The sequence below is a fragment of the Blastococcus sp. TF02A-35 genome, from assembly GCF_004571075.1.
GTDB lineage: Bacteria > Actinomycetota > Actinomycetes > Mycobacteriales > Geodermatophilaceae > Blastococcus.
This window is the reverse complement of the sequence record NZ_SPQP01000014.1, coordinates 1-22,545: the sequence shown is the minus strand read 5'-3', so window position 1 is coordinate 22,545 and position 22,545 is coordinate 1. Positions and strand designations below refer to the sequence as shown.

The following is a 22,545-nucleotide window of genomic DNA, read 5'->3' as shown; positions in this document are numbered from 1 at the left end:
TGGCGGTCCGCGCCAAACGGCTCAGTCGCGCGGTGGGCGGAGTCCGTTCACGGTGACGGCAACCAGCCTCCGGACGCCCTGGGATGAGGGCATGTCGCGGGCTCCGCCGAGTGCGTGCAGGCAGAAGGTGGCCAGTTCCTCGGCCGGAATGTCGTCGCGCAGTTCTCCGGTGGCCACGCCTTCGGCGATCAGGTCGCGCAGGAAGTCGCGCAGCCGGTGGCGGGCCTGGGTGACGTGCTCGCCGTGATGCAGGACCGCTCCGAGGTCGGAGCCGTGCGACTGCGCGGACAGGTGCGCGTACGTCTCCAGCACTGCCGCGAGGCGCTGTCCGACGCTGCCCGGCTGCTTCCCTACCTCCGGCAGGTGCTCCAGATGAGTGGCGATCTGCCGTTCGTGCCAGGCACCCAGGATGGCCTCCACGTCAGGGAAGTGCCGGTACAACCTGGGCCGTCGGCCATCCGGTCCAGAAGTCGAGGCCGTGCTGCTCGATTCGGCGGCCCGCATCCGTGTGGCAGCGGGTTTCTGCGGCACTGCTGATCCGCGATGGCGATGGACCACACCCGGCCAGCCGGTCACTAGGCGCGAGGTAGTTCTCCGGTGTCGACCAGGGTGAAGACGATTCGTGGCTCCGGAGGAGTCATGGAGTCGCATGGCACGCGACGTCTCTTAACGCTTACCTCCACGACTTCGTGCTCTCCAACGATCACCTCGACGTCCAAGCCGCCTTCGGGGATCTGGGAGGGCTGGACCAGTGCTTCCGCAACCATCCACGTCGCTGCGCCACGATGCGTGGTCTCCAGGGGCGGACCGTCTCGATTTCGGCAACCGGTACGTCCATCTCTGACCCGTCGTCCAGATCGATGCACAGACCCGGCGCTGGGGCGTGGCCGTCCTCGGACGTGTACCAGAGCATTCCTGCCGGGCGCCCCTCGACGCGATAGCCATCGACTGCGGTCACTGCGATGCGGTCATGAGCGTTGAGCCAGGCGGCGGGGTGGCTCTTCCCCTCAGGCGTCCTGGCACGCCAGCAGGTGCACTCGTCGTAAGCCGGACGCATTACGCCTCCTAAGCAGCGGCTCTGCGGAGCCCTGGGGCTCGCGCCGGACGTGGCGCCTGCCGCAGCGATGGACCATATATGAGGTGGTGGCTTCGGTTCCAGCCACGAACGGTTGGCAGTCGTGCCGGGAGGGAAAACTGCTCAACACCTCGCGCTCTCTGAAGAGCGCCGCAAGGCCCTCGGGGGCAAGGTGAAGACGGCTCGCGAGAACGCGGGCCTGACACATGAGTCACTGGCCCACGCCTCGGGCGTCTACTTCAAGCACATCCAGCGCATCGAGCGCGGCGACTCGAACCCCACGCTCGCCACCGGCTATGCCTTGGCTGATGCGCTCGGCCTCCGTTTGCAGGACCTTCTCCCGGACTAGGGCGTCGCGTCACCTCTCAGCGGAACTGAGACGTCGGTCAGCGACTACGAGCACCCCAGGGCCGTCCTCACTCCGGCGAGCGCCGCCAATCCGGGGGCTCGGAGGGATGGAGCGCCTCGTCGTCGGCGAAGAAGGTGCGCACTGGGCCGGGTGGCGTACCGGGACCCTCGAATCGAACGGTCACCCGGTTGAGCCCACTGCCCCACACCCATCCCGGCCCGTGCTCGTCGTGGCGGACGTCCTGCCCTGGGTGCCAGATGCGAGGTTGAACAGGTCGCGCCACCTCGCCAGGTGAGGGAGCGGCGTCCTCGTCAAGGGCCTCCGCTTCGTCATCCTCAGGGACCGAGTCCGTGAAGAGGTCCTGTTGCACGAAGTCGGACAGCCCAGAAACACCGACGCCGAGCAAGCGGATGCCGCCGGTCGCTCCCGCCTGCACAAGGAGGCGCCGAGCGATCTGGGTGACCTCCGTCGGATCATCCGTCGGGTGCGGCAGCGTAAGGGACCGAGTCAACGTCGTGAAGTCGTAGCGCCGGACCTTGAGGGTCACCGTCCGACCGGAAGAGTTCGCGGCGCGGAGCCGACGAACTACCCGTTGTGCCAGCAACTCGATCTCGCGAGTCAGGGCTGGCATGTCGGTCAGGTCTCGCTCGAACGTCTCCTCCGCCGAGATCGACTTGGCTTCCCGGTAAGGCACCACAGGACGGTCGTCCTCGGCCCGCGCCAGGTGGTAGAGCCCGCTCCCGTGCGCCTTGCCGAACAGCGTCACCAGGTCATGAAGCGACTTGCTCGCAAGTTCGGCGACGGTGCGGACGCCGACCTGACGAAGCCGTTCCGCAGTGGCCGGGCCGACACCGGCGATCCGGGTCACCGGCAGTGGATGTAGCACGGCCAACTCCTGACCAGGAGCAACCACAGTCAACCCGTTGGGCTTGTTCAAGTCCGAGCCGATCTTGGCCAGCATTCTCGACGACGCGATTCCGATCGACGCCGTCACGCCTCCGGTCGCTTCCGCCACCCGCGCCTTCAAGGCTTCACCCAGCGCGGTCACCCCCGCCACGCTCAGGTCGGCATTCTCCCTGGCAGCAAGGTCAACGACCGCCTCGTCGATCGAGACCTGCTCGACGATCGGCGACAACTCGGACAGGACCGCCATCACGACCTCGGACGTCATCCGGTAAGCCGAGAACCGGCCGCCGAGGAAGGCGGCACCCGAGGGCAGCCGCCGACGGGCTTCAGCGGTGGGCATGGCGGAGTGAACGCCGTAGGCCCGCGCCTCGTACGAGGCGGTCGCCACCACACCCCGTCCTCTGACTCCGCCGACCACAACAGGCTTCCCGACGAGAGACGGCTTGTCGCGCATCTCGACGGCAGAGAACATGGCATCAAGATCGAGATGGAGGATGCTGGCGGTGTCGCGCATCCTGCCTCCCACCCTGTTGCTTCATCCACCCTGCCCGAAGCGGGATGCTCTCTGACATGCACCGCCTCGTGACCGGAGAAGGCCGGTCGCCCTCGCCGAGCAGTGTCGTAGAGGTGCATCGGCAGGTCACTGAGGACTGCCGCATCACCGGCGCCAACGCGCTCAGCGGTGTCCGCAGACCATGATCGGCGCCCTGGCAGGGGGGTTCGACAGGTCAGTACAACGACACGCCTTGAACACCCGACAGTTGTCCATCGACGAGGCCTACGTCGACCTGGCGGCCGCGGACGGGGTGGATCTCTCCGTGGACGGCGTCACCGCGCTGGGGCACCAGCTGAAGGACCGCATCGCCGCGGCGACCGGGGGAGTGACCGGCTCCATCGGCATCGGCAGCTCCAAGCTCATGGCCAAGATCGGCTCCGACCTGCAGAAGCCCGACGGGCTGGTGGTCGTCGCCCCGGGCCGCGAGCTCGAGGTCCTGCACCCGCTGCCCGTGACCCGGCTGGGGGGCGTCGGCCCGGCGACGGCCGAGCGGCTGCACCAGGTGGGGGTGAAGACGGTCGGGGACCTGGCGGGGCGGTCGCTGAGCGACCTGGTCGCGCTGGTCGGCCGGGCGCACGGCGCCGGCCTGCACGCGCTGGCGCGCGCCGACGACGACCGCGCCGTCGTCCCGGACCGCGACGTCAAGTCGGTCTCGCACGAGGAGACCTTCGAGCGGGACCTGACCGACGTCCACGTGCTGGGCCGGGAGATCGACTCGATGGCCGCCCGGGTGGGGGAGCGGCTGCGGAAGGGCGCGATCTCGGGCCGGACGGTCACGCTGAAGCTGCGGCGCTACGACTTCACCACCCTCACCCGCTCCCAGACGCTCCCCCAGCCGACCGACGACCCGCGGCTGATCGCCGCCACCGCCCGCCGGCTGCTCACCGAGGCGGGGACCGCCGGCGGGCTGCGGCTGCTCGGCGTCGGCGTCTCGGGGCTGTCGGTCTACGCGCAGGGCGACCTCTTCGCCGACGGGCTGCTCACCGACGACGGCCCCGACGCGGAGGCGGCGGCAACCGAGCCGGAGGTCGCCCCCGAGGCCGTGGAGCTGCCGGTCGAGAAGCGCTGGTGGCCGGGGCAGGACGTGCGCCACGAGGAGCTGGGCGCCGGCTGGGTGTGGGGCCGCGGCCTGGGCCGGGTGACCGTGCGCTTCGAGGGACCGTTGACGCCGCCCGGCCCGGTGCGCACGCTGTCCGCCGACGACCCGGCGCTGTCGGCCGCCGACCCACCCGACTGGAGGACCCCCGGATGACCAGCACGGCGACCCGGTCCTGGTGGGGCTGGGGCAGCACCGACCAGGCCCTCCCCGACGAGGAGTGCGTGGCGCTGGCGGGGATGGTCCCGGGGCTGCCCGACCGGCCGCGCGCCGTGCCCGACGTCCGGGACCTCGTCCTGCCGCCGTCGCGGGTCGGCCCGCCGCCGTCCCTGCCGGTCACCACCGACCCCGCGGCCCGTGCGGCGCACGCGTACGGCAAGGCGTACCGGGACGTCGTCCGGGCGCTGTCCGGCGACCTGCGGGGCGCACCGGACGCGGTCGCGCACCCGCGCGGCGAGAGCGACGTCGTCGACCTGCTCGACTGGGCGGGCGACGCAGGGGTGGTCGTCGTCCCCTTCGGCGGCGGGAGCTCGGTCGTGGGCGGCGTCGAGTACCGCGGCGAGAGGCCCTGGGTCTCGCTCGACCTGGGCGCCCTGGACCAGGTGCTGGAGATCGACCGGACCAGCCGGGCCGCGCGGATCCAGGCCGGCGCGTTCGGGCCGGCGCTGGAGGCGCAGCTGCGCCCGCACGACCTGACGCTGCGCCACTTCCCGCAGAGCTTCGAGTTCTCCACGCTCGGCGGCTGGCTGGCCACCCGGGCCGGCGGCCACTACGCCACCCTGCACACCCACATCGACGACCTGGTGGAGTCGATGCGCGTGGTGACCCCGGCCGGGACCAGCGAGTCCTGGCGGCTGCCCGGCTCGGGCGCCGGCCCCTCGCCCGACCGGCTCTTCCTCGGCTCGGAGGGCACCCTCGGGGTGATCACCGAGGCCTGGATGCGGCTGCAGGACCGGCCCCGGTCCAAGGCCTCGGCGTCGGCGACCTTCCCCGACATGACGGCTGCGATCGCCGCCGTCCGGGCGATCGCCCAGGCCGCCCTGCACCCGGCCAACTGCCGGCTCCTGGACCCGGGCGAGGCGGCGCTGTCGGGCGCCTCGGGCGGCCAGCCGGTGCTGGTGCTCGGCGTCGAGTCCGCGGCCGTCCCGGTGGAGGGGCGGCTGGCCGAGCTCACCGACCTGGCCCGAGCCCACGGTGGCGTGGTGGCCGTGGCAGACGGCGGCCGGGACTCGGCGGCCGACGCCTGGCGCAGCACCTTCCTGCGGATGCCCTACGTGCGGGACGGCATGGCGCGGATGAGCGCGGTCGTGGAGACCTTCGAGACCGCCTGCACCTGGGACCGGGTGGAGGAGCTGTACGCCGCCGTCCGCTCGGAGGTCGGCGCCGCGGTGCGCGAGGTGACCGGGGCCGAGGGCCTGGTGAACTGCCGCTTCACCCACGTCTACCCCGACGGCGCGGCCCCCTACTTCACGGTGGTCGCCGCCGGGCGCCCCGGCTCCGAGGTCGCGATGTGGGACGACGTGAAGACGGCGGCGTCGGAGGTGCTCGGCCGGCTGGGCGCCACGATCACCCACCACCACGCGGTGGGCCGCGACCACCGGCCCGGCTACGACCGCCAGCGCCCCGAGCCGTTCGCCCTGGCCCTGCGCGGCGCGAAGGCCGCTCTCGACCCGGCCGGCATCCTCAACCCCGGCGTGCTGCTGGACGAGCTGCCGGCCCGCTGAGCCATCGGCGAGGATGGCCGCATGACCGAGCCGAGCGCGTGGACGCGGATGACCCAGGAGGACCCGGACCACTCGCGGGCCTACGTGCAGCGGTTCCGGGACCTCGCCGCCCAGGGCGTGGACCTGGTGGGGGAGGCACGCCTGGTCGACGCGATGCTGCCCCGCGGATCGCGGGTGCTCGACGCCGGCTGCGGCCCGGGCCGGGTGGGCGGCTGGCTGGCCTCCGTCGGGCACCAGGTCGTCGGTGTCGACGTCGACCCCGTGCTGGTCGCCGCCGCCGAGGAGGACCACCCCGGTCCTCGCTGGCTGGTCGGCGACCTGGCCGAGCTCGACCTGGGCGGCGAGCGGTTCGACGCGATCGTGAGCGCCGGCAACGTGATGGCCTTCCTGGCGCCGTCGACCCGGCGCACCGTGCTGGCCCGGCTGCGGGCGCACATCCAGGCGGAGGGGCGGGCCGCGATCGGGTTCGGCGCCGGGCGCGGCTACGACTTCGACGAGTTCCTCGACGACGCGCGGGCCACGGGCTGGGCGCCCGACCTGCTGCTGTCGACCTGGGACCTGCGGCCGTTCACCCCGGGGTCGGACTTCCTCGTCGCGGTCCTGCGGCCGGCCTGAACCACCCTCAGAGCCGGCCGTTGTCCCGGAGGAGGGTGAGCGCTTGGACGGTGCGGTGGCCCCGCCACTCCAGGGCGGCCGCCGGGGAGTAGCTGTCGAAGTCCACGCGCCACCCGCCGTCGTCCTGCTGGCCGGCCGCGAGCCGGTCGAGCTCCGCCTCCACCACCTCCGGCGCGAACAGCGAGCGCGCCGGCCCGCCCGGCAGCGGGGCGAAGTCCAGGGGGCGCATGAGCTCGTCCGGCGCGCCACCGGCCACGTGCAGCAGACCGTCGTCCGGCACGAGCGTCCTGACCCGGTCCACCAGTTCCACTGCCTCGGGGCGCAGCGCGGCCACGGCGTCGAGGAGCTGGACGGCGAAGGCGAGCTCCATCGCGTGCGTGCCGGCGTCGATCCGCTCGACCGCGGCCAGGCAGTGGTCGGTCGCCGAGGTGAGCCACGGGTGCTCCCCGACCGCCGGGACGGCGGCGGCCACCCGGTGCGCGGTCGCGGCGACGACGGCGGTGATCTGCAGGGAGGGCCGGGTGGGGTCGGCCGACGCCCAGAACGGCGCGCAGGCCGCGGGGTCCGGGACCGGGAGGGCGAAGGGCAGGCCGCCCCCGGGCAGGTTCGCCCGGCCCAGCCAGTCGCACACCGCCAGGGCGCGCTCGGCGCCGTCCCGGCCGACCTCGGCCAGCGTCTCCAGCGCGTGCAGTGCTCCCCCCGGCTGGCTGGTGGCCGAGCGCAGGTCCGGCTCCAGCCCCCAGCCGTAGCCGCCGTCGGCGTTGCGGTAGGCGTCGAGCGCGGCCAGCACCGGCCCGGTCCCGCCGCCCTCGAACGACAGCTGGAATCGACGCCGGTCCAGCACGCGGGCGGAGCCGGCCAGGAACCGGCCGGCCGCCGCCAGGTCGACGCTCATGCCGCCGGCCGGTCGGCGACACCGAGGGCGATCGTCAGCTCCAGCACCGTCGCCGGGTCCTCCAGGCGGTCGCCGTACAGCTCACGCAGCTGCGTCATCCGGTAGCGCACGGTCTGGGGGTGGACGAAGAGGTCGGCGGCGACCTGGTCCCGGCGGCCGTGGTGCAGCAGCCACGCGCGCAGCGTCTCGGTGAGCTTCTCGCGCGCCGTGTCGCCCACCCGCTCCAGCGGGGCGAGCACGCGGGCCCGGAGGTCGGCGAGCGCCTCGGCGTCGGCCCGGACCACCAGCTCGGCGAGGCAGGCGTCGGTGTCCAGCGGCGCCCGCTCGCCGGCGGCCAGCCCCAGCCGCATCGCCCGGACGGCCCGCGCGTAGGAGGCGTGTGCCTCCGACCACGGCCGCGCGGGGCCCACCACGGCCTCCCGGCCCTCCAGCGAGCGCAGCAGGGCCGGCCGGGCCGGGCCGTCGGCGTCGGGCACCAGCAGGACGGTGAGGTCCGCGGCGCCCTCCACGTCGGGCAGCTCCTCGGTGGAGCGCAGCGTCCGAGGGTCCAGGGACACCAGCGCGCCCTGGGCCCGCGCCGCCGGGAGGACGACGACGGTGAGCGTGCGGGGGGGCGCCCACTCGGCGCGCTGGGCGGCCTCGAGGAGCTCGGCCTGCGGGATCCCGAGGAGCAGCCCGCCCGCCAGCCGCTCCAGCAGCCGCTCCCGGGCCCGGCCGCTGGAGGCCAGCTCGTCGGCGTGCCCGGCCACACTGGCCGCCGAGAGCCGGTCGATGTAGGCGAAGACCAGCTCGGCGAACCGCGCCGTCGACTCCGGTCCGAGGCCGGCCGCCACCGCGGTCGCGCTCATGTCCCGCCAGGAGACGCGCGCACCCACGCGGTAGGCCGCCAGCAGCGCGTCCATCGAGCGGCCGCTGCGGGCCTCCCCGCGGCCCAGCGCGTACGCCGCCTCGACCACCGGCCCGCCCGGGGTGCCGGCGTCGGCGGTGCCCCCCGCGGCGGCCAGCTGCAGGAACCCGCGCAGGGTCAGCTCGACGGCGTTGGAGATCTTGCGGCCCATCGGCCCCTGGAAGGCGTCCGCGTACCCGGGGACCGCCACGATGATGGCCTCGACGGCCCGCTCGGCGACCTGCGGGAGCTCGGCGCGCATGGCGTCCGCCACCGCCTCCGGGAAGTCGTGCGCCTCCGACACCGCCCCGCCTCCTTTGTCCCCTGCGAACAGAACCTACCCCCCGATTCACGTCGAGGGCACAGGTATTTGGCTGCCGCGCTGGGAAAGCTGAGTACATGACAGCGACGACCCCTCGCCCCGACGCGGCCCGCCGGCCGGCGCGCCCCGCGCTGCGCGACCGGGTGCTGAAGATCGCCGAGCTGGTCACGACCCCGCTGCTGCCGGTCGACTACCTCGACCTGTTCGACCCGCTGCGCTCCGGGGCCGCCCTGCGCGGTCGCATCGAGGCGGTGCACAAGGAGACGCGCGACGCGGCGAGCATCGTCATCCGGCCCGGTCGCGACTGGCTCCCGCACGTCCCGGGCCAGTACGTCCGCATCGGCATCGACATCGACGGCGTCCGCCAGTGGCGGGCCTACTCGATCACGTCGGTGCTCGGCCGCGCGGACGGCTGCTTCACCATCACCGTCAAGGCCATCCCCGACGGCAAGGTGAGCAACCACCTGGTCCACCGGGTGAAGCCGGGCACGATCATCCAGCTCGACCAGGCGACCGGTGAGTTCTGCCTGCCGGAGGAGACGCCCGCCAAGGCGCTGTTCGTCACCGCCGGCTCCGGCATCACCCCGGTCATGGGCATCCTGCGCAACCACGCCCACCAGCTGACCGACACCGTCCTGGTGCACTCCGCCCCCACCGCCGACGACGTCGTCTTCGGCGCCGAGCTCCGCCAGCTGGCCGCCGAGGGCCGGATCACGCTGATCGAGCAGCACACCGACACCGCCGGGCTGCTCGACGCCCGGTCGATCGCCGAGCTGGTCCCCGACCTGCACGAGCGCTCCACCTGGGCCTGCGGCCCGGTCGGCATGCTCGAGGCGCTGGAGGAGCACTGGGAGTCCGTCGGCATCGCCGACCGGCTCTACACCGAGCGGTTCCGCCCGCGCGTGCTCGCCGGCGCGGGCGAGGGCGGCGCGGTCACCTTCACCAAGAACGGCACCACCGTGGACGTCGAGGGCACCACGCCCATCCTCGACGCCGCCGAGGAGGCCGGCGTGCTCATGCCGAGCGGCTGCCGCATGGGCATCTGCTACGGCTGCGTGCTTCCGCTGCGCGAGGGCGCGGTCCGCGACCTCCGCAACGGAGAGATCACCACCGCCGACGACGTCGGGGACGGCGTCCTCGTCCAGACCTGCATCAGCGCCCCCGCCGGCGCGTGCGCCATCGACCACTGATCCCGAGACCGAGGAGCCGCACGATGACCGTCATCCAGAAGAAGCCCGACAACCCGATCGCCCACCTCACCCCCGAGGACATCGAGCTGATCGGCAAGGAGCTCGACACCATCCGCCAGGAGGTGCGCGACAGCCTCGGCGAGAACGACGCCAAGTACATCCGCACGGTCATCGACGTGCAGCGCAAGCTCGAGCTGGGCAGCCGCGCCGTCCTGCTGTTCTCGAAGTTCCCGCCGGCCTTCGTGCTCGGCACCGTCGGCCTCTCGGTCGCCAAGATCCTCGAGAACATGGAGATCGGGCACAACATCCTCCACGGCCAGTGGGACTGGATGCGCGACCCGAAGATCCACTCCACGACGTGGGAGTGGGACATGGCCAGCCCGGCCGAGCAGTGGAAGCACTCGCACAACGAGCTGCACCACACGTACACGAACGTGATCGGCAAGGACAACGACCTCGGCTACGGCATCATGCGCGTCGACGAGGACCAGCGCTGGCACCCGATGTACCTGGCGCAGCCGCTCTGGAACTTCATCAACGCCTGCTTCTTCGAGTACGGGATCGCCGCGTACGACCTCGAGCTCGGCAAGAACCTGGCCACCAAGAAGCGCCGCAACGACCCGAAGTTCCGGGCCGCCGCCAAGCAGGTGCTGAAGAAGATCCGCAACCAGGCCGCCAAGGACTACGTCGTCCACCCGCTGCTGTCGGGCCCGTCGTTCGTCCCCACCCTGGTCGCCAACTTCACCGCCAACGTGGTGCGCAACCTGTGGTCGCACTCGGTCATCATGTGCGGGCACTTCCCCGAGGGCGTCGAGACCTTCGAGAAGACCTCCATCGACGGCGAGACCCGCGGTGAGTGGTACGTCCGGCAGATGCTCGGCTCGGCCAACATCTCCGGCAGCAAGGCCATGCACATCATGACCGGCAACCTGTCGCACCAGGTGGAGCACCACCTGTTCCCCGACATCCCGAGCAACCGGTACGCGGAGATCGCGCCGAAGATCAAGGAGATCTTCGACCGCTACGACCTGACCTACCACTCGGCCCCGCTGTACAAGCAGGTCGCGAGCGCGTGGCACAAGGTCATCCGCCTCTCGCTGCCCAACGGCTGGCTGGCCGAGACGACGCCGAAGAACGCGCCGGCGCAGGTCGTGAAGCTGGTCCGCATGACCACCGGTGGCAAGAAGGTGCGCCGCGAGCTCATGAAGGCCGCCGCCTGACCCAGGCGCGTCGCACCCCTGACGAGCACCGAGGCCCAGGACCGATTCCGGTCCTGGGCCTCGGTGTCTCACCGGCGGGTCAGGGCGCCAGGAACGGCGCCGGGTAGTTCAGGACGCGGATCGTCGCCGGGTCCGCGATCGGGGTCTCCCACACCGCGCCGTCCCCGTCGGGGTCGACGACCTCGCCCCCCTTCAGGAAGGCCGCGACCTGGGCCTGCCCCTGCAGCGCTGCGGGGATGTTCAGCCTGAGCAGGAAGGCGTGCGGGTCGTTCGCGGCGTTCGCCGTCCGGTCGTTGCGGTAGAGGCTGGTCCGCTTCCACAGGTTCCCGGCGTCCACGATCGTGTACGACGTCGGGTTGGGGACCGTCCGGTCACCGAAGGCCACCTGGACCAGCACCCGCTTCGGGTCGATGAGCGGGGCGAACGTCTCCGGGCTGCCCGGGCGGGTCAGCCACGTCGACCTGGCCAGGTAGTCCTGGATGGCCAGGGCCCCCGGAGCCGTCGCGGTCACCGGCCCCTCGCCCCGGAGCGGCATCTGCTCCTGGAAGTAGAAGCGCCCGGGGTCGGTGCTGTTCAGCAGGCCCACCTGGCTGAGCGCCTGCGTGGTCAGGCCGCGGAACGTCGGTGACGTGCGCGCGATCTCGGTGACCGGGCCACCCGGGACGTTGAGCACCGAGCGGGTGACCGCCCGGTCCGCGCCGGTCAGCATGGTGCCGTAGATGCCACCGAAGCTCTGGCCGAAGTAGGTGACGTCCCGGCCGGAGAGGTCGGCCTTCCGGTCACCGTCGACGTCCGTGCCACCGAGGGTCCGGATGAGCGTGGAGATGTCCAGCGAGGTCTGCCGGAGCGCGTCCCGCGAGGACAGGGCCGCGGCGGGGCCGGTGGCCGAGGAGCCCTCGGTGCCACCGATCGTCGTGCCCGGGTCGTCCTGGTCCACGCCCCTGCCGTAGGACGGGATCCTGGTCTCCGTGCCGCCGTTGGTGAGGACCCACGTGCTGTCCGGCCCGGCACCGTGCCCGACGACGTTGGTGCCGATCGTGGCGATGCCGCTGGCGGCGTTGGTCGCGGCGGCCAGGAAGACGCTCTGCGTGGAGCTGCCGAACCCGTGGCCGAAGACCGCGGTCGGCCAGCCGCCGGCCGGGGCCTTCCCGGGAGGCAGGACCGCCACGAACGGCAGCCGGACGGCGCTCACCGGCAGCGGCCCGAGGTCGCGCGTCGGGGTCTGGCGGATCGTGACGTCGGGCCCGAGCCAGTTGGGGGCGAGGTAGGAGCCGAAGACCAGGGTCCCCTTCGCCACCGGCTGTGTGACCGGCGCCGTGGGCCCGGACTGCAGGCCGGGAGCGGCGTCCCCGTCGGCGAGGAAGCCCACGCTCGTGCCCTCGGCGGGGAAGACGCCCTCGACGCGCAGGCCCGGCGTCACGCCGACCGCCTTCAGCGCCTTGCTGCCGAACTGGATCTGCCGGGTGAGGTCCAGCAGCCCGTCGGTGGCGCTCATCGTCGTGAAGGTGTCCTGGAAGGCCTTGGTGGCCGGACCACCCTGGACGCGCAGCGTGTACGTCGTGCCGGGTGCCAGCTGCTTCGCCGGGTGCGCGTAGACGGTGTTGGACGCCGGGTCGTAGACCACCCGGTCCACGCCGGTCCGGAAGCGCCCACGGGTCTCCTCGACCGTGATGCGGGCGGCCGCCGCGGCCGCGTCCACCGGGGCGTCGAAGCGGACGGCGAGACGCGGGTCGAGGTCGAAGCCGTCGAGCTGGTTCAGCCGCTCGACCAGGCCGCAGCTCACCGCGCCGCCGCAGCCCTCGGTCGGGAGCGCGACGCGCAGACCGGTGAGCTGGCCGCGGTCGGGCACGGTGAGGCTGTTGGACGGGAAGACGGACAGCGGGGTGGCCTTGGCCGGGTTCGCCGACGCGGGCGTCGCTGTCGCCGTGACGGCGAGCGTCACGGCGAGGGTGCCGACGACCGACGCGGTCGTCCGGCGCCATGAACGAGAGGACACGGGTTCTCCAATACTGGGGGGACCCTGTTCCTAGCTGAGCGTGACGTGGCGCACAACCGTCCGCTGCATCCGACGATCTTGGTTCGCCGTTTCCCGTGAAACAGCACCGCCCGCCACCCCGGAGGGGCAGCGGGCGGGGGCGGGCCGACCGAGGGGGTCAGTTGGCCATGTCCACGAAGCGGCTGTAGTGGCCCTGGAAGGCGACCGTGACGTTGGCGGTCGGGCCGTTGCGGTGCTTCACCAGCATGATGTCGGCCTCGCCGGCCCGCGGGGACTCCTTCTCGTACATGTCCTCGCGGTGGATCATCATGACCATGTCGGCGTCCTGCTCGATCGAGCCGGACTCACGCAGGTCGGACAGCATCGGCTTCTTGTCCTGGCGCTGCTCGGACCCTCGGTTGAGCTGCGACATCGCGATGACCGGCACCTCGAGCTCCTTGGCCAGCAGCTTCAGCGCACGGGAGAACTCAGAGACCTCCTGCTGACGGCTCTCGACGCGCTTTCCCGACGTCATGAGCTGGAGGTAGTCGATCACCACGAGCTTGAGGTCGTTGCGCTGCTTGAGCCGCCGCGCCTTGGCCCGGATCTCCATCATCGTCATGTTCGGCGAGTCGTCGATGTAGAGCGGGGCGTCGGCCACCTCGCCCATGCGGCGGGCGAGCTTGGCCCAGTCCTCGTCGGACAGCGTGCCGGCCCGCATGTGGTGCAGCGGCACCTTCGCCTCGGCCGACAGCAGACGCATGGTGATCTCGTGCTTGCTCATCTCCAGGGAGAAGATGACCGCCGGCATCTGGTGCTTCACCGTCGCCGACCGGGCGATGTCCAGCCCCAGGGTGCTCTTGCCGACACCCGGACGGGCGGCGATGACGACCATCTGGCCGGCCTGCAGACCGTTGGTCAGCTCGTCGAGGTCGCGGATGCCGGTCGGGACCCCGCGGGCCGTCCCGCCGCGGGAGGCGATGGCGTCCAGCTCGTCCATGGTGGGCTGGAGGACGTCCTCGAGACGCGAGTAGTCCTCGCTCATGCGCTTCTCGGTGACGTCGTAGATCTCCTGCTGCGCACGGTCGACGATGTCGTCGACGTCGCCCTTGCCGCCGGCCGCGCCGTAGCCCAGCTGGACCACGCGGGTGCCCGCCTCCACCAGCCGCCGCAGCACGGCCTGCTCGGCCACGATCGCGGCGTAGTAGCCGGCGTTGGCCGCCGTCGGCGTCGAGGCGATGAGGGTGTGCAGGTAGACCGCGCCGCCCATCTTCGACAGCTGGTCGGTCCGGTTGAGCTCGGCCGCGACGGTGATCGCGTCGGCGGGCTCACCGCGCCCGTACAGGTCCAGGATGCATTCGAAGATCACCTGGTGCGCCGGACGGTAGAAGTCGTTGCCGTGCAAGACCTCGACGACGTCGGCGATCGCGTCCTTGCTCAGCAGCATGCCGCCGAGCACCGACTGCTCCGCCGCGACGTCCTGAGGCGGCTGCCGGTCGTACTCCGGCGCCGTCACGGACGGTCGGCTGAACTCGTCGGCCACCGCCACGGGGGTACCTCCATCTCCTTGCGGGCGCGCCCGCGACACCACTGCGCGCAGGGGAAGTACGCGAGCTCGGCGGACCGCACCGGACCGAACAGTTGTTCGGTCACTGCCTACCGCAGGGGACCGACAGTCCCGGATCCGCGGTGGCCGAGGAGGACGTTATGAAGCCGGGGCGGCGGCGTCCACCACCGGTGTGCACGCCGATCTGCACAACTTGTGGACAAGTCGGTGGACGGACGCATGTCGACATGTGGAGAAGCCGGGGGACAGGCCGTGGGTGAGGTGCCCGACCACCGCCCCGACCTGCACGGACGCCGTCCCACCGCTGTGGACGGGAAATTGTCACCAAGTTTTTTTCGGCCGGCGCACCACGAGTCACACGGGTGCTGGACCCTGCCCCGGCCGCCCTCCGGCGCCCGCGTCGGCGTCGTCACGAGGTGGTCCCAGCCACCTCCTGGCGCACGAACGCCGCGAGGGGCGCCGGACGGATGTCCGACGCCCCTCGCGGGCGGTGCAGAGCCTCTCAGCGGCTCGCCGGCGTCAGCCGGCGACGACCTCGATCGTCAGCTGGGAGGTGACCTCGGGGTGCACCCGCACGGTGACGGTGTGCTGGCCCGTGGTCTTGATGCTGCTGGGCAGCTCGATCCGGCGACGGTCGAGCTCGGGGCCACCGGCAGCGGTGACCGCGGCGGCGACCTCGGCGGTGGTGACGCGGCCGAACAGGCGGCCACCCTCACCGGCGCGGGCCGGGACCCGGACGGTCAGCCCGCTGAGGCGACCGGCCACGGCCTGCGCCTCCTCGAGGGACCGCACGTCGCGGGCGGCACGCGCCCGGCGCAGGGACTCGACCTGCTTCTCGGCACCGCGGGTGGCGACGATGGCCAGCCCACGGGGCAGGAGGAAGTTGCGGCCGTAGCCGCCCTTGACCTCGACGGTGTCGCCGGAGGACCCGAGACCGGTGACCTCCTGCGTGAGGATCAGCTTCATGGTGCTCATGGTCAGCGCGCCGTGGAGGTGTAGGGCAGCAGCGCCATCTCACGGCTGTTCTTCACGGCCGTGGCGACGTCACGCTGGTGCTGGCTGCAGTTGCCGCTGACGCGGCGGGCACGGATCTTGCCGCGGTCGGAGATGAACTTCCGCAGCAGCGTCGTGTCCTTGTAGTCGACGTAGGTCGCCTTGTCCTTGCAGAACTGGCAGACCTTCTTCTTGGGCTTGCGAACAGGAGGCTTGGGCACCTGGTTCTCCAGAGAATGTCAGTGAGAGAGAAGAGGGATCAGAAGGGCGGCTCGTCGGACGGGCCGGCAGGCGTCGACCAGGGGTCGCTCGCACCGCCGCCACCGCCACCACCGAAGCCGCCACCGCCACCGCCGCCGAAGCCGCCTCCACCGCCGCCGCCCTCACCGCGCGAGGCGCGGGTGACCTTGGCGGTGGCGTAGCGCAGCGAGGGGCCGATCTCGTCGACCTCCAGCTCGATGACGGTGCGCTTCTCGCCTTCCTTCGTGTCGAAGGAGCGCTGCTTCAGCCGGCCGCTGACGATGACCCGCGAACCGCGGGTGAGCGACTCGGCCACGTTCTCGGCGGCCTGGCGCCACACGTTGCAGCGGAGGAAGAGGGCTTCGCCGTCCTTCCACTCCTGCGACTGACGGTCGAAGGTCCGGGGGGTCGACGCCACGGTGAAGTTGGCGACGGCGGCACCCGACGGCGTGAAGCGCAGCTCCGGATCGGCGGTGAGGTTGCCGATGACGGTGATGACGGTCTCGCCGGCCATGGTCAGTGGACCTCGGGCCGCATCAGCTTCGTGCGGAGCACCGACTCGTTCAGGTTCAGCTGGCGGTCCAGCTCCTGGACGGCGGCCGGCTCGGCCTGGATGTCGATGACGGCGTAGATGCCCTCGACCTGCTTCTTGATCTCGTAGGCCATCCGGCGGCGGCCCCAGATCTCGGTCTTGACGGTGCCACCGGAGTTGGTGACGACGGTCAGGAACCGGTCGAGCGAGGGAGCGATGGTGCGCTCCTCGAGATCGGGGTCGAGGATGACCATCAGTTCGTAGTTGCGCACGGAGAACCCCACCTCCTCTGGTCTCAGCGGCTGCAGGGGATCTGCAGCAGGAGGGTCGTACATGCGTCGCGCGCCCCGGTGGCCTCGGACGAGAGCCGGAACGCGCGGGTCCAGGCTACCAGCGCGCGCTCCCGCGGCCTCCCCCGCCGTCCACAGGGCCCCTGGGACGACGACGGCCGCCGTCCCGCGGGGGGACGACGGCCGTCGGCCGAGGTGTGCGGTCAGCGCGTCCCGCGGGACGCCTGGTGGGTGCGGACCAGCGCCGCGGTGACGGCGGCGAGGGCGACGACCGCCGCCAGCGCCGCGGCCGGCAGGGTCACGGGCTCGGCGGCCGAGGCGTTCACCGTCTCCGCCGAGTTCTCCTCGTCCAGGGCGGCGCCGTCCAGGCCGGCGAGCTGGCCGAAGACCGGCACCGAGGCGCCGTCGTAGGAGCCCGCCACACCACCGGAGCCGACCCGGTCCGCCGAGCCGAAGCTCGTGCCGGGGATGAAGAACCGGGACGGGTCGAACGCCGCGATCCCCGCACGGGTCCCCGGGGCCAGCCGGGCCGCGCCGGCGTCGCCGAGCGGGTACTGGTACTGCGTGCCCGGGGTGCCCTCGAGCACCGGGCCGCCGGCCGGGGCCGGCGGAGCGGCGGCCGGCGGGGGGACCGGGCCACCGTTCGGGGCCGGCGCCGGGTTCGGGATCACCTGCGGCGTCTCCGGCAGGGCCAGCGGCGGCAGCTGCGGCAGGTTCACGCCCGGGAGGTTGGGCAGCGGCAGCAGCGTGTTGACCACGAGGGGCTGGGGGCGCGGGAGCGGGGGCAGCAGCTTCGCCGTCGCGTCGATCAGCGGCTGCGTGAGGGCGGCGCGGGACTCGTACTTGTAGGTGAAGGTCAGCCAGCAGCCGACGACGCAGCTCCGGTCGAACTTCTCGGTGACGCTGGCCCCCGGGGCGAGGGGCTTCTGGCCGGACGGCAGGGTCAGCGTGACCTCGGTCTTCGCCGTGACGTCGACCAGGGCGGGGAGGAGGTTGCCCCCGACCTTGAGCTGCTTGTCCTGGAGCTCGTTGACGAAGGTGACCGTGCCGCCCTCGTCCACCGAGACGACCAGCTGGGTCAGGTCACGGATCGGCACGGTGGCGGTCGGGGCGGCCTGCGCCGCCGGGGCAGTACCGACGGAGGCGGCCGCGACACCCAGCCAGGTGAGGACCGCCAGGGCGATGCCCCGGCGGGCTGTGCGACGGATGCGACCCGTTGCCATGTTCTGCTACCTCCACGTCGACCACACCACTACCAGCGAGTAACCCCCGTCACGCCTCCAACGATGATGTGACGCGGGCGATACGGGTAAACCTCCAAGTGGTCGCGGATTTGAGGAGCAGGCATGGGTTCGCACCCGATCGGCGTACACGTCGGTCCCGGTCTCACCGACGACGGGGAGCTCGACCGCGGGGGGCCGGTCGCCCGCGCCGCGGAGATGGACGCCGACGGCGTCCAGGTCTTCCTCGCCGACCCACAGGGCTGGAAGGCGCCGAAGCCGCGGCCGGACGCCGAGGACCTGCGGTCCTCCGGGCTCGCCGTCGTGGTGCACGCGCCGTACGTGCTGAACGTGGCCACGACGAACAACCGCATCCGGATCCCCAGCCGCAAGCTGCTCGGGCAGCACGCCGCGGCGGCCGCCGCCGTGGGCGCGCGGGGGCTGGTCGTGCACGGCGGTCACGTGCTGGCGGCCGACGACCCCGCCGCCGGCGTGGACAACTGGCGCAAGACGTTCGCCCGGCAGGCCGACGACGGCGGGTTCCCCGTCCCCGTCCTGATCGAGAACACCGCGGGCGGCGGCAACGCCATGGCGCGCGACCTGGACGCCCTGGCCCGGCTCTGGGAGGCCGTCGGGGAGTTCGGTGCCGGCTTCGTGCTCGACACCTGCCACGCGTGGGCCGCCGGGTGGGACCTCCGCACCGTGGTGGACGACGTCCGGGCGGTCACCGGCCGGGTCGACCTCGTGCACCTGAACAACAGCCGCGACCCCGCCGGCTCCAGCCGCGACCGGCACGCACCGCTCGCCGACGGCGAGATCCCGGTGGAGCTGCTCCTGGACGTCGCCCGCGCCGCCGACTGCCCCGTCGTCCTGGAGACCCCGGGGGACGCCGCCGGCCACGCGGCGGAGATCGCCCTCCTACGGGACGCGCTCGCCTGACCGGCGCGCCAGGAGTCCCCCCGACCGGCGCAGGCGGAGCCGGTCGGGGGAGTGCTCGAGCGGCCCCCCGGCCGGGTCGTCGACGCCGGGCCAGCTGGTGCGGACGACGTCCCGGTCCGGGTCGAGCACGTCGCGCACGACCAGCGCCATGAGCGCCAGGACGGCGAGGTCCCGCACGACGACCGCGAGCAGGAACCACTCCACGTCCACGCCCCGGTTGTCCGGCCCCAGGTACCAGAGCAGCCGGGGGACCCACAGCAGCGCCTCGGTGGCCTGCCACGCCAGCAGCGGCCGCCACCGGGGCAGGGCGAGGACCGCGAGCGGCAGCAGCCACAGCGAGTACTGCGGGCTCCAGACCTTGTTGGTCAGCAGGAAGACGGCGACCAGCAGGAACGCGACCTGGGGGACGCGCGGCCGGACCGGCGCCGAGAGCGTCAGCCAGCCCACCACGGCCACACCGGCGAGCAGCGCGACCGCCACGAGCGCGTTGAGCACCGTGGGGGTCTGCCCCTCGGCGAGCGGCCCGTCGAGGATCCGGCCGTCGGTGAGGTGCAGCGCGAGGTTCCACAGCGAGTCCGGGTCGGCCGGGCGGGTGCTGTTCAGCCGGAAGAAGCGGCCCCAGTTCTCCGGCGCGAGCCAGGCCACCGGGGCGTTGACGGCCACCCAGGCCAGCACCGCGGCGACGGCGGTGCGCAGCCACGTGCGGACCAGCCCCGACCGCAGGCAGAGCAGGAAGAGCGCACCGAGCAGGAAGGCGGGGTAGAGCTTCGCCGCCACCCCCAGGCCCAGCAGCACGCCGGCGAGCACCGGCCGGCTCCTGGCCCAGGCCCACATCCCCAGGGTCGCCAGCGCCACGGCGAACAGGTCCCAGTTGGTGAAGGCGTGCACCACGAGGAGCGGCGACAGCCCGATCATCGCGGCGTCCCAGGGACGGCGGCCGGCCAGGGCCAGCACCGCGCGGACGACGAGGAACGCGCAGGCGGTGAGCAGGAGGCAGGTGACCGCGTAGTAGCTCTGCACGGCGGGCACCGACGGCAGGAGCGCCGTGGCGCCTGCCGCCCGGTCGTAGGCACCCGAGAGGGCGGCGGCGGCGGCCATGAAGCCGCCGGTGAGCACGGGGTACTCGACGCCGCTGTCCAGGTAGGGGAGCGCGCCGTCGTCGAGCCCGTGCAGGCCGAACAGCGGCACCGTGTCGGAGTAGCAGAAGTGCGTGTACTGGACCGAGCCGGTCCAGTCGCCGTCGGAGCAGGGTCCCTGTTTCACCCAGGCCAGCGCCAGCCCCAGCATCGCGAACAGCAGGCAGACCCGCAGCGGGGTCCAGAACAGCGCGCGGCCGATGACGGCGAACCGACCCCACGGGCCGCCCACGACCTCGCTGGCCTGGCGGACCACGGGGTCGGTCCACGTGGGCACGACCCGGTCGGGGGTGACGGGGCGCTCGGGGGCGGCGGCGGGCGTCGTTCCACGTGGAACGACCACGGACCCGTCCGCGGCGGCGGACGGGCCCGTGGGCGTGGTGCTCATGTGGTGCAGTCTGCGGGATGCCCCCCGCGGCTCAGTCCTCGGTGGGCGGGAAGATCGGCTCGGGCGCCGGGCGCCCACCGACCGGCCCGTTGCCACCACCGCCCCCGCCGCCGGGGCCGGTGCCACCGCCGGGCCCGGTGCCGCCGTCGCCGGTCCCGGTGCCGTCCCCGCCACCCTCGCCGGTTCCGCCACCGCCCGGGTTCTGGGGCTGCGTCGGCACGGTCGTGGGCACCGGGGCCTGCGACGGCACCGGGGCCTGCGACGGCACCGGGGCCTGCGAGGGCTCCGGAGCCTGCGCCGAGGTGGTGGGCGCGGGCACGCCCTCGCCGGAGTCACCGTTGATGAGCGCCTTGCTGGGCAGCTTCTCCTTGGGCGTCCCGGAGAGCGCGGCGTTCATGAAGCGCTGCCAGATCGCACCGGGCAGGCCGGACCCGTAGATGATCCGCCCGGAGGCGTCCCGGATCGCGATCCGCTCGTCGGCACCCACCCAGACGGCCGCGGCGAGCGAGGGCGTGTAGCCGACCATCCAGGCGTCGGAGTTGTCGGTCGTGTTCAGGCCCTGGGTACCGGTCTTGCTGGCCACCTCGCGCCCGCCGTCCAGCGCCCGCTTCGAGTAGGCGGCGACCCCCTTGATGGCCACCGTGACGTCGTTGACGACGTCGCTCTGCAGCACCTGCTCGCCGGCCTCGCCCGGGTTCTCGAGCAGGACGGTGCCGTCGCTGTCGGTGACCTTGGTGACGAAGTGCGCCGGGCGGCGGACGCCACCGGCGGCCAGCGTGGCGAAGCCCTGCGCCTGGTCGATCGGGCGCATCTCGTACTCGCCGATGCCGATGGAGGAACCGGTCGTCCCGCCACCACCGGTCAGGACCTTCTTGCCGGTGAAGAAGTCGTTCCCGCCCCAGGTGTCGGGCAGGCCGGTGGCGGCCATGATCGTGTCGCGCACGTTCTCCGGGCCGACCTCGTAGGCCAGGCCGTAGTACGTGGTGTTCAGCGACCGGGTCATCGCCTCGGTCAGCGTGCAGGCCGGGCAGCTGGCACCACCGGAGTTGGTCACCGGCTTCTCGCGGTCCCGGAACTTCTGGTCGTCGCTGCCGTCGCGCCGGGCCTGGATGCCGATGCCCTGGTCCAGCGCGGTGGCCAGGACGTACGGCTTGACCGAGGACCCCGGCTGGCGCTTGACCTGGGCGTAGTCCTGGCCGACCCCGTCCTTGCCGCCGTGGTAGGCCACGACCCCGCCCGTGCGCGGGTCGATGGCGACCAGCGCCTGCCGCAGCTCGGCCGGCTGCTCCGGGGTCATCACGGCGTCGACGGCGGCGGTGGCGGCGTCCTGCGCCGGCTTGCTGATCGTGGTGGTGACCCGCAGGCCACCGGCGTTGATCTGCTGCTCGTCGTAGCCGCGCGCCTCGAGCTCGGCCCGCACCTGCGTGACGATGTGGCCCTCGGGGCCCTCGGGCATGCCCAGCGCGGAGCCGCCCTTGGGCAGCACCGGCGGGTAGACGGAGGCGTCGCGCTCGGCCTGCGTCAGCCAGCCCTCCTCGACCATCGCGTCGAGCACGAGGCCCCAGCGGTCCTGCGCGCCCTCGGGGTTGGTCTCGGGGTCGTAGCTGGAGGGGCTGCGCACCAGGACGGCGAGGACCGCACCCTGCTGCGCGGTGAGCTGCGAGGCGGGGATGCCGAAGTAGGTGTTCGCCGCCGCCTCGATGCCGTAGGCACCGCGGCCGTAGTAGATGGTGTTGAGGTAGTTCTCGAGGATCTGCTCCTTCGAGAAGTTGTTGTCCAGCTTGATGGCCAGGAACAGCTCCTGGAACTTGCGGCTGAACGTCTGCTCCGACGTCAGGAACGCGTTCTTGACGTACTGCTGGGTGATGGTCGAGCCACCCTGGGTCGAGCCACCGGTCACGTTGTTCCAGGCGGCCCGCATGATGCCGGTGAAGGAGATGCCGGGGTCGGAGTAGAAGCTGCGGTTCTCCGCGGCCAGCACGGCCCGCTGCGCCGGCTCGGCGATCTGGTCCAGCGGGACGTTCGTGCGGTTCTCGTCGCCGAGCCGCGCCATCTCGGTGGTGCCGTCGGCGTAGTACATGATCGTCGTCTGCTTCGTGGAGACCGAGTCAGGGCTCGGCACCTCGGTGCTGGCGTAGACGACGCCGACGAAGACGCACAGCAGCGCCAGCATGCCGCCGATGACGCCCGCGGCGATCTTCAGCCGGCGCTTGCGGCGCTGCTTCTTGTTGCGGGGCGACTTGCCCTTCGCGGCCGGGCTGCCCTTGGTGCCCGGGCGGCCCGGCGGACGGCCGGAGCCGGCGCCGCCGGAGCGGGCGGCCGTCGTCCCCCCGCGGGAGGCGCTGGTGCCGCCCCGGGAGGCCGTCGTCCCGCCGCGGGACGCCGACGTGCCCGCACGCGGGGGCACGGGCGGGCGGCCACGGCCAAGATC

The 22,545-nt window shown here is 72.6% G+C and carries 20 protein-coding genes; 7 read left to right on the top strand and 13 right to left on the bottom strand.

From position 1 onward, the window contains the following. Nucleotides 1-21: 21 nt before the first annotated feature. Complete coding sequence (locus E4P43_RS08905) at nucleotides 22-420, bottom strand: hypothetical protein (protein ID WP_113835341.1); 399 nt, start codon at nucleotides 418-420, stop codon at nucleotides 22-24. Between the two features lie 758 nt (nucleotides 421-1,178). Between E4P43_RS08905 and E4P43_RS08900 the strand changes: the two genes are divergently transcribed. Beyond that, nucleotides 1,179-1,424 carry a helix-turn-helix transcriptional regulator gene (locus E4P43_RS08900; protein WP_233489344.1) on the top strand — a complete coding sequence of 82 codons (246 nt, stop codon included), beginning with the start codon at nucleotides 1,179-1,181 and terminating at the stop codon, nucleotides 1,422-1,424. Nucleotides 1,425-1,491: 67 nt separating this feature from the next. Here E4P43_RS08900 and E4P43_RS08895 read toward each other — a convergent pair whose 3' ends face one another. Then, the gene (locus tag E4P43_RS08895) at nucleotides 1,492-2,844 is read right to left on the bottom strand and encodes a DNA polymerase IV (RefSeq protein WP_135145105.1); all 1,353 of its coding nucleotides are present in this window, start codon (nucleotides 2,842-2,844) and stop codon (nucleotides 1,492-1,494) included. Nucleotides 2,845-3,076: 232 nt separating this feature from the next. Here E4P43_RS08895 and E4P43_RS08890 point away from each other — a divergent pair, with 232 nt between their 5' ends. The 3 genes from E4P43_RS08890 to E4P43_RS08880 are packed head-to-tail and all read left to right on the top strand — an operon-like array spanning nucleotide 3,077 to nucleotide 6,321. Next, nucleotides 3,077-4,138 carry a DNA polymerase IV gene (locus E4P43_RS08890; protein WP_245159026.1) on the top strand — a complete coding sequence of 354 codons (1,062 nt, stop codon included), beginning with the start codon at nucleotides 3,077-3,079 and terminating at the stop codon, nucleotides 4,136-4,138. After that, nucleotides 4,135-5,706 (top strand): FAD-binding oxidoreductase, encoded by a 1,572-nt coding sequence (locus E4P43_RS08885; protein ID WP_135145104.1) that lies wholly within the window; start codon nucleotides 4,135-4,137, stop codon nucleotides 5,704-5,706. Before E4P43_RS08890 ends, E4P43_RS08885 begins: the two co-directional genes overlap by 4 nt. A gap of 21 nt (nucleotides 5,707-5,727) precedes the next feature. Continuing rightward, complete coding sequence (locus tag E4P43_RS08880) at nucleotides 5,728-6,321, top strand: class I SAM-dependent methyltransferase (protein WP_135145103.1); 594 nt, start codon at nucleotides 5,728-5,730, stop codon at nucleotides 6,319-6,321. A 7-nt stretch (nucleotides 6,322-6,328) separates the two neighbouring features. Here E4P43_RS08880 and E4P43_RS08875 read toward each other — a convergent pair whose 3' ends face one another. Continuing rightward, entirely contained in the window at nucleotides 6,329-7,216 is an 888-nt protein-coding gene (locus E4P43_RS08875; protein WP_135145102.1) for a hypothetical protein, read from the bottom strand. Next, nucleotides 7,213-8,406 carry a PucR family transcriptional regulator gene (locus E4P43_RS08870; RefSeq protein WP_245159025.1) on the bottom strand — a complete coding sequence of 398 codons (1,194 nt, stop codon included), beginning with the start codon at nucleotides 8,404-8,406 and terminating at the stop codon, nucleotides 7,213-7,215. The genes E4P43_RS08875 and E4P43_RS08870 overlap by 4 nt, the downstream gene beginning before the upstream one ends. A 95-nt stretch (nucleotides 8,407-8,501) precedes the next feature. On the opposite strand from E4P43_RS08870, the gene E4P43_RS08865 reads away from it, so the two are divergent. Beyond that, complete coding sequence (locus E4P43_RS08865; protein WP_135145101.1) at nucleotides 8,502-9,614, top strand: ferredoxin reductase; 1,113 nt, start codon at nucleotides 8,502-8,504, stop codon at nucleotides 9,612-9,614. A gap of 23 nt (nucleotides 9,615-9,637) precedes the next feature. Further along, nucleotides 9,638-10,834 carry an acyl-CoA desaturase gene (locus E4P43_RS08860; RefSeq protein WP_135145100.1) on the top strand — a complete coding sequence of 399 codons (1,197 nt, stop codon included), beginning with the start codon at nucleotides 9,638-9,640 and terminating at the stop codon, nucleotides 10,832-10,834. 79 nt (nucleotides 10,835-10,913) lie between these two features. On the opposite strand, the gene E4P43_RS08855 is transcribed toward E4P43_RS08860, so the two are convergent. The 7 genes from E4P43_RS08855 to E4P43_RS08825 all read right to left on the bottom strand — a co-directional run bounded on the left by E4P43_RS08855 (nucleotide 10,914) and on the right by E4P43_RS08825 (nucleotide 17,654). Continuing rightward, entirely contained in the window at nucleotides 10,914-12,830 is a 1,917-nt protein-coding gene (locus E4P43_RS08855; protein ID WP_135145099.1) for an Ig-like domain-containing protein, read from the bottom strand. 157 nt (nucleotides 12,831-12,987) lie between these two features. Continuing rightward, complete coding sequence (gene dnaB, locus E4P43_RS08850) at nucleotides 12,988-14,358, bottom strand: replicative DNA helicase (protein WP_135145098.1); 1,371 nt, start codon at nucleotides 14,356-14,358, stop codon at nucleotides 12,988-12,990. A 537-nt stretch (nucleotides 14,359-14,895) separates the two neighbouring features. Continuing rightward, nucleotides 14,896-15,342, bottom strand: a complete 447-nt coding sequence (rplI, locus tag E4P43_RS08845; protein WP_135145097.1) for a 50S ribosomal protein L9 — start codon at nucleotides 15,340-15,342, stop codon at nucleotides 14,896-14,898. 11 nt (nucleotides 15,343-15,353) lie between these two features. Continuing rightward, a complete protein-coding gene (gene rpsR / locus E4P43_RS08840) occupies nucleotides 15,354-15,590 on the bottom strand; it encodes a 30S ribosomal protein S18 (protein ID WP_014378671.1) in 237 nt (78 codons plus the stop codon). A gap of 38 nt (nucleotides 15,591-15,628) precedes the next feature. Then, nucleotides 15,629-16,123: a single-stranded DNA-binding protein gene (locus E4P43_RS08835; RefSeq protein WP_135145096.1), complete on the bottom strand. Its 495-nt coding sequence runs from the start codon at nucleotides 16,121-16,123 to the stop codon at nucleotides 15,629-15,631. A gap of 2 nt (nucleotides 16,124-16,125) precedes the next feature. Then, on the bottom strand, nucleotides 16,126-16,413 hold the full coding sequence (gene rpsF / locus E4P43_RS08830; RefSeq protein ID WP_135145095.1) for a 30S ribosomal protein S6: 288 nt from the start codon (nucleotides 16,411-16,413) through the stop codon (nucleotides 16,126-16,128). Between the two features lie 221 nt (nucleotides 16,414-16,634). Beyond that, a complete protein-coding gene (locus E4P43_RS08825; protein WP_135145094.1) occupies nucleotides 16,635-17,654 on the bottom strand; it encodes a hypothetical protein in 1,020 nt (339 codons plus the stop codon). A gap of 123 nt (nucleotides 17,655-17,777) precedes the next feature. Here E4P43_RS08825 and E4P43_RS08820 point away from each other — a divergent pair, with 123 nt between their 5' ends. Then, nucleotides 17,778-18,590 (top strand): deoxyribonuclease IV, encoded by an 813-nt coding sequence (locus E4P43_RS08820; RefSeq protein WP_135145093.1) that lies wholly within the window; start codon nucleotides 17,778-17,780, stop codon nucleotides 18,588-18,590. Here E4P43_RS08820 and E4P43_RS08815 read toward each other — a convergent pair. Further along, nucleotides 18,570-20,114 (bottom strand): glycosyltransferase 87 family protein, encoded by a 1,545-nt coding sequence (locus tag E4P43_RS08815; protein ID WP_135145092.1) that lies wholly within the window; start codon nucleotides 20,112-20,114, stop codon nucleotides 18,570-18,572. The two genes, E4P43_RS08820 and E4P43_RS08815, sit on opposite strands and share 21 nt — an antisense overlap. 31 nt (nucleotides 20,115-20,145) lie before the next feature. Next, the coding region (locus E4P43_RS08810; RefSeq protein ID WP_348522213.1) for a transglycosylase domain-containing protein at nucleotides 20,146-22,545 on the bottom strand (2,400 nt) is incomplete at its 5' end.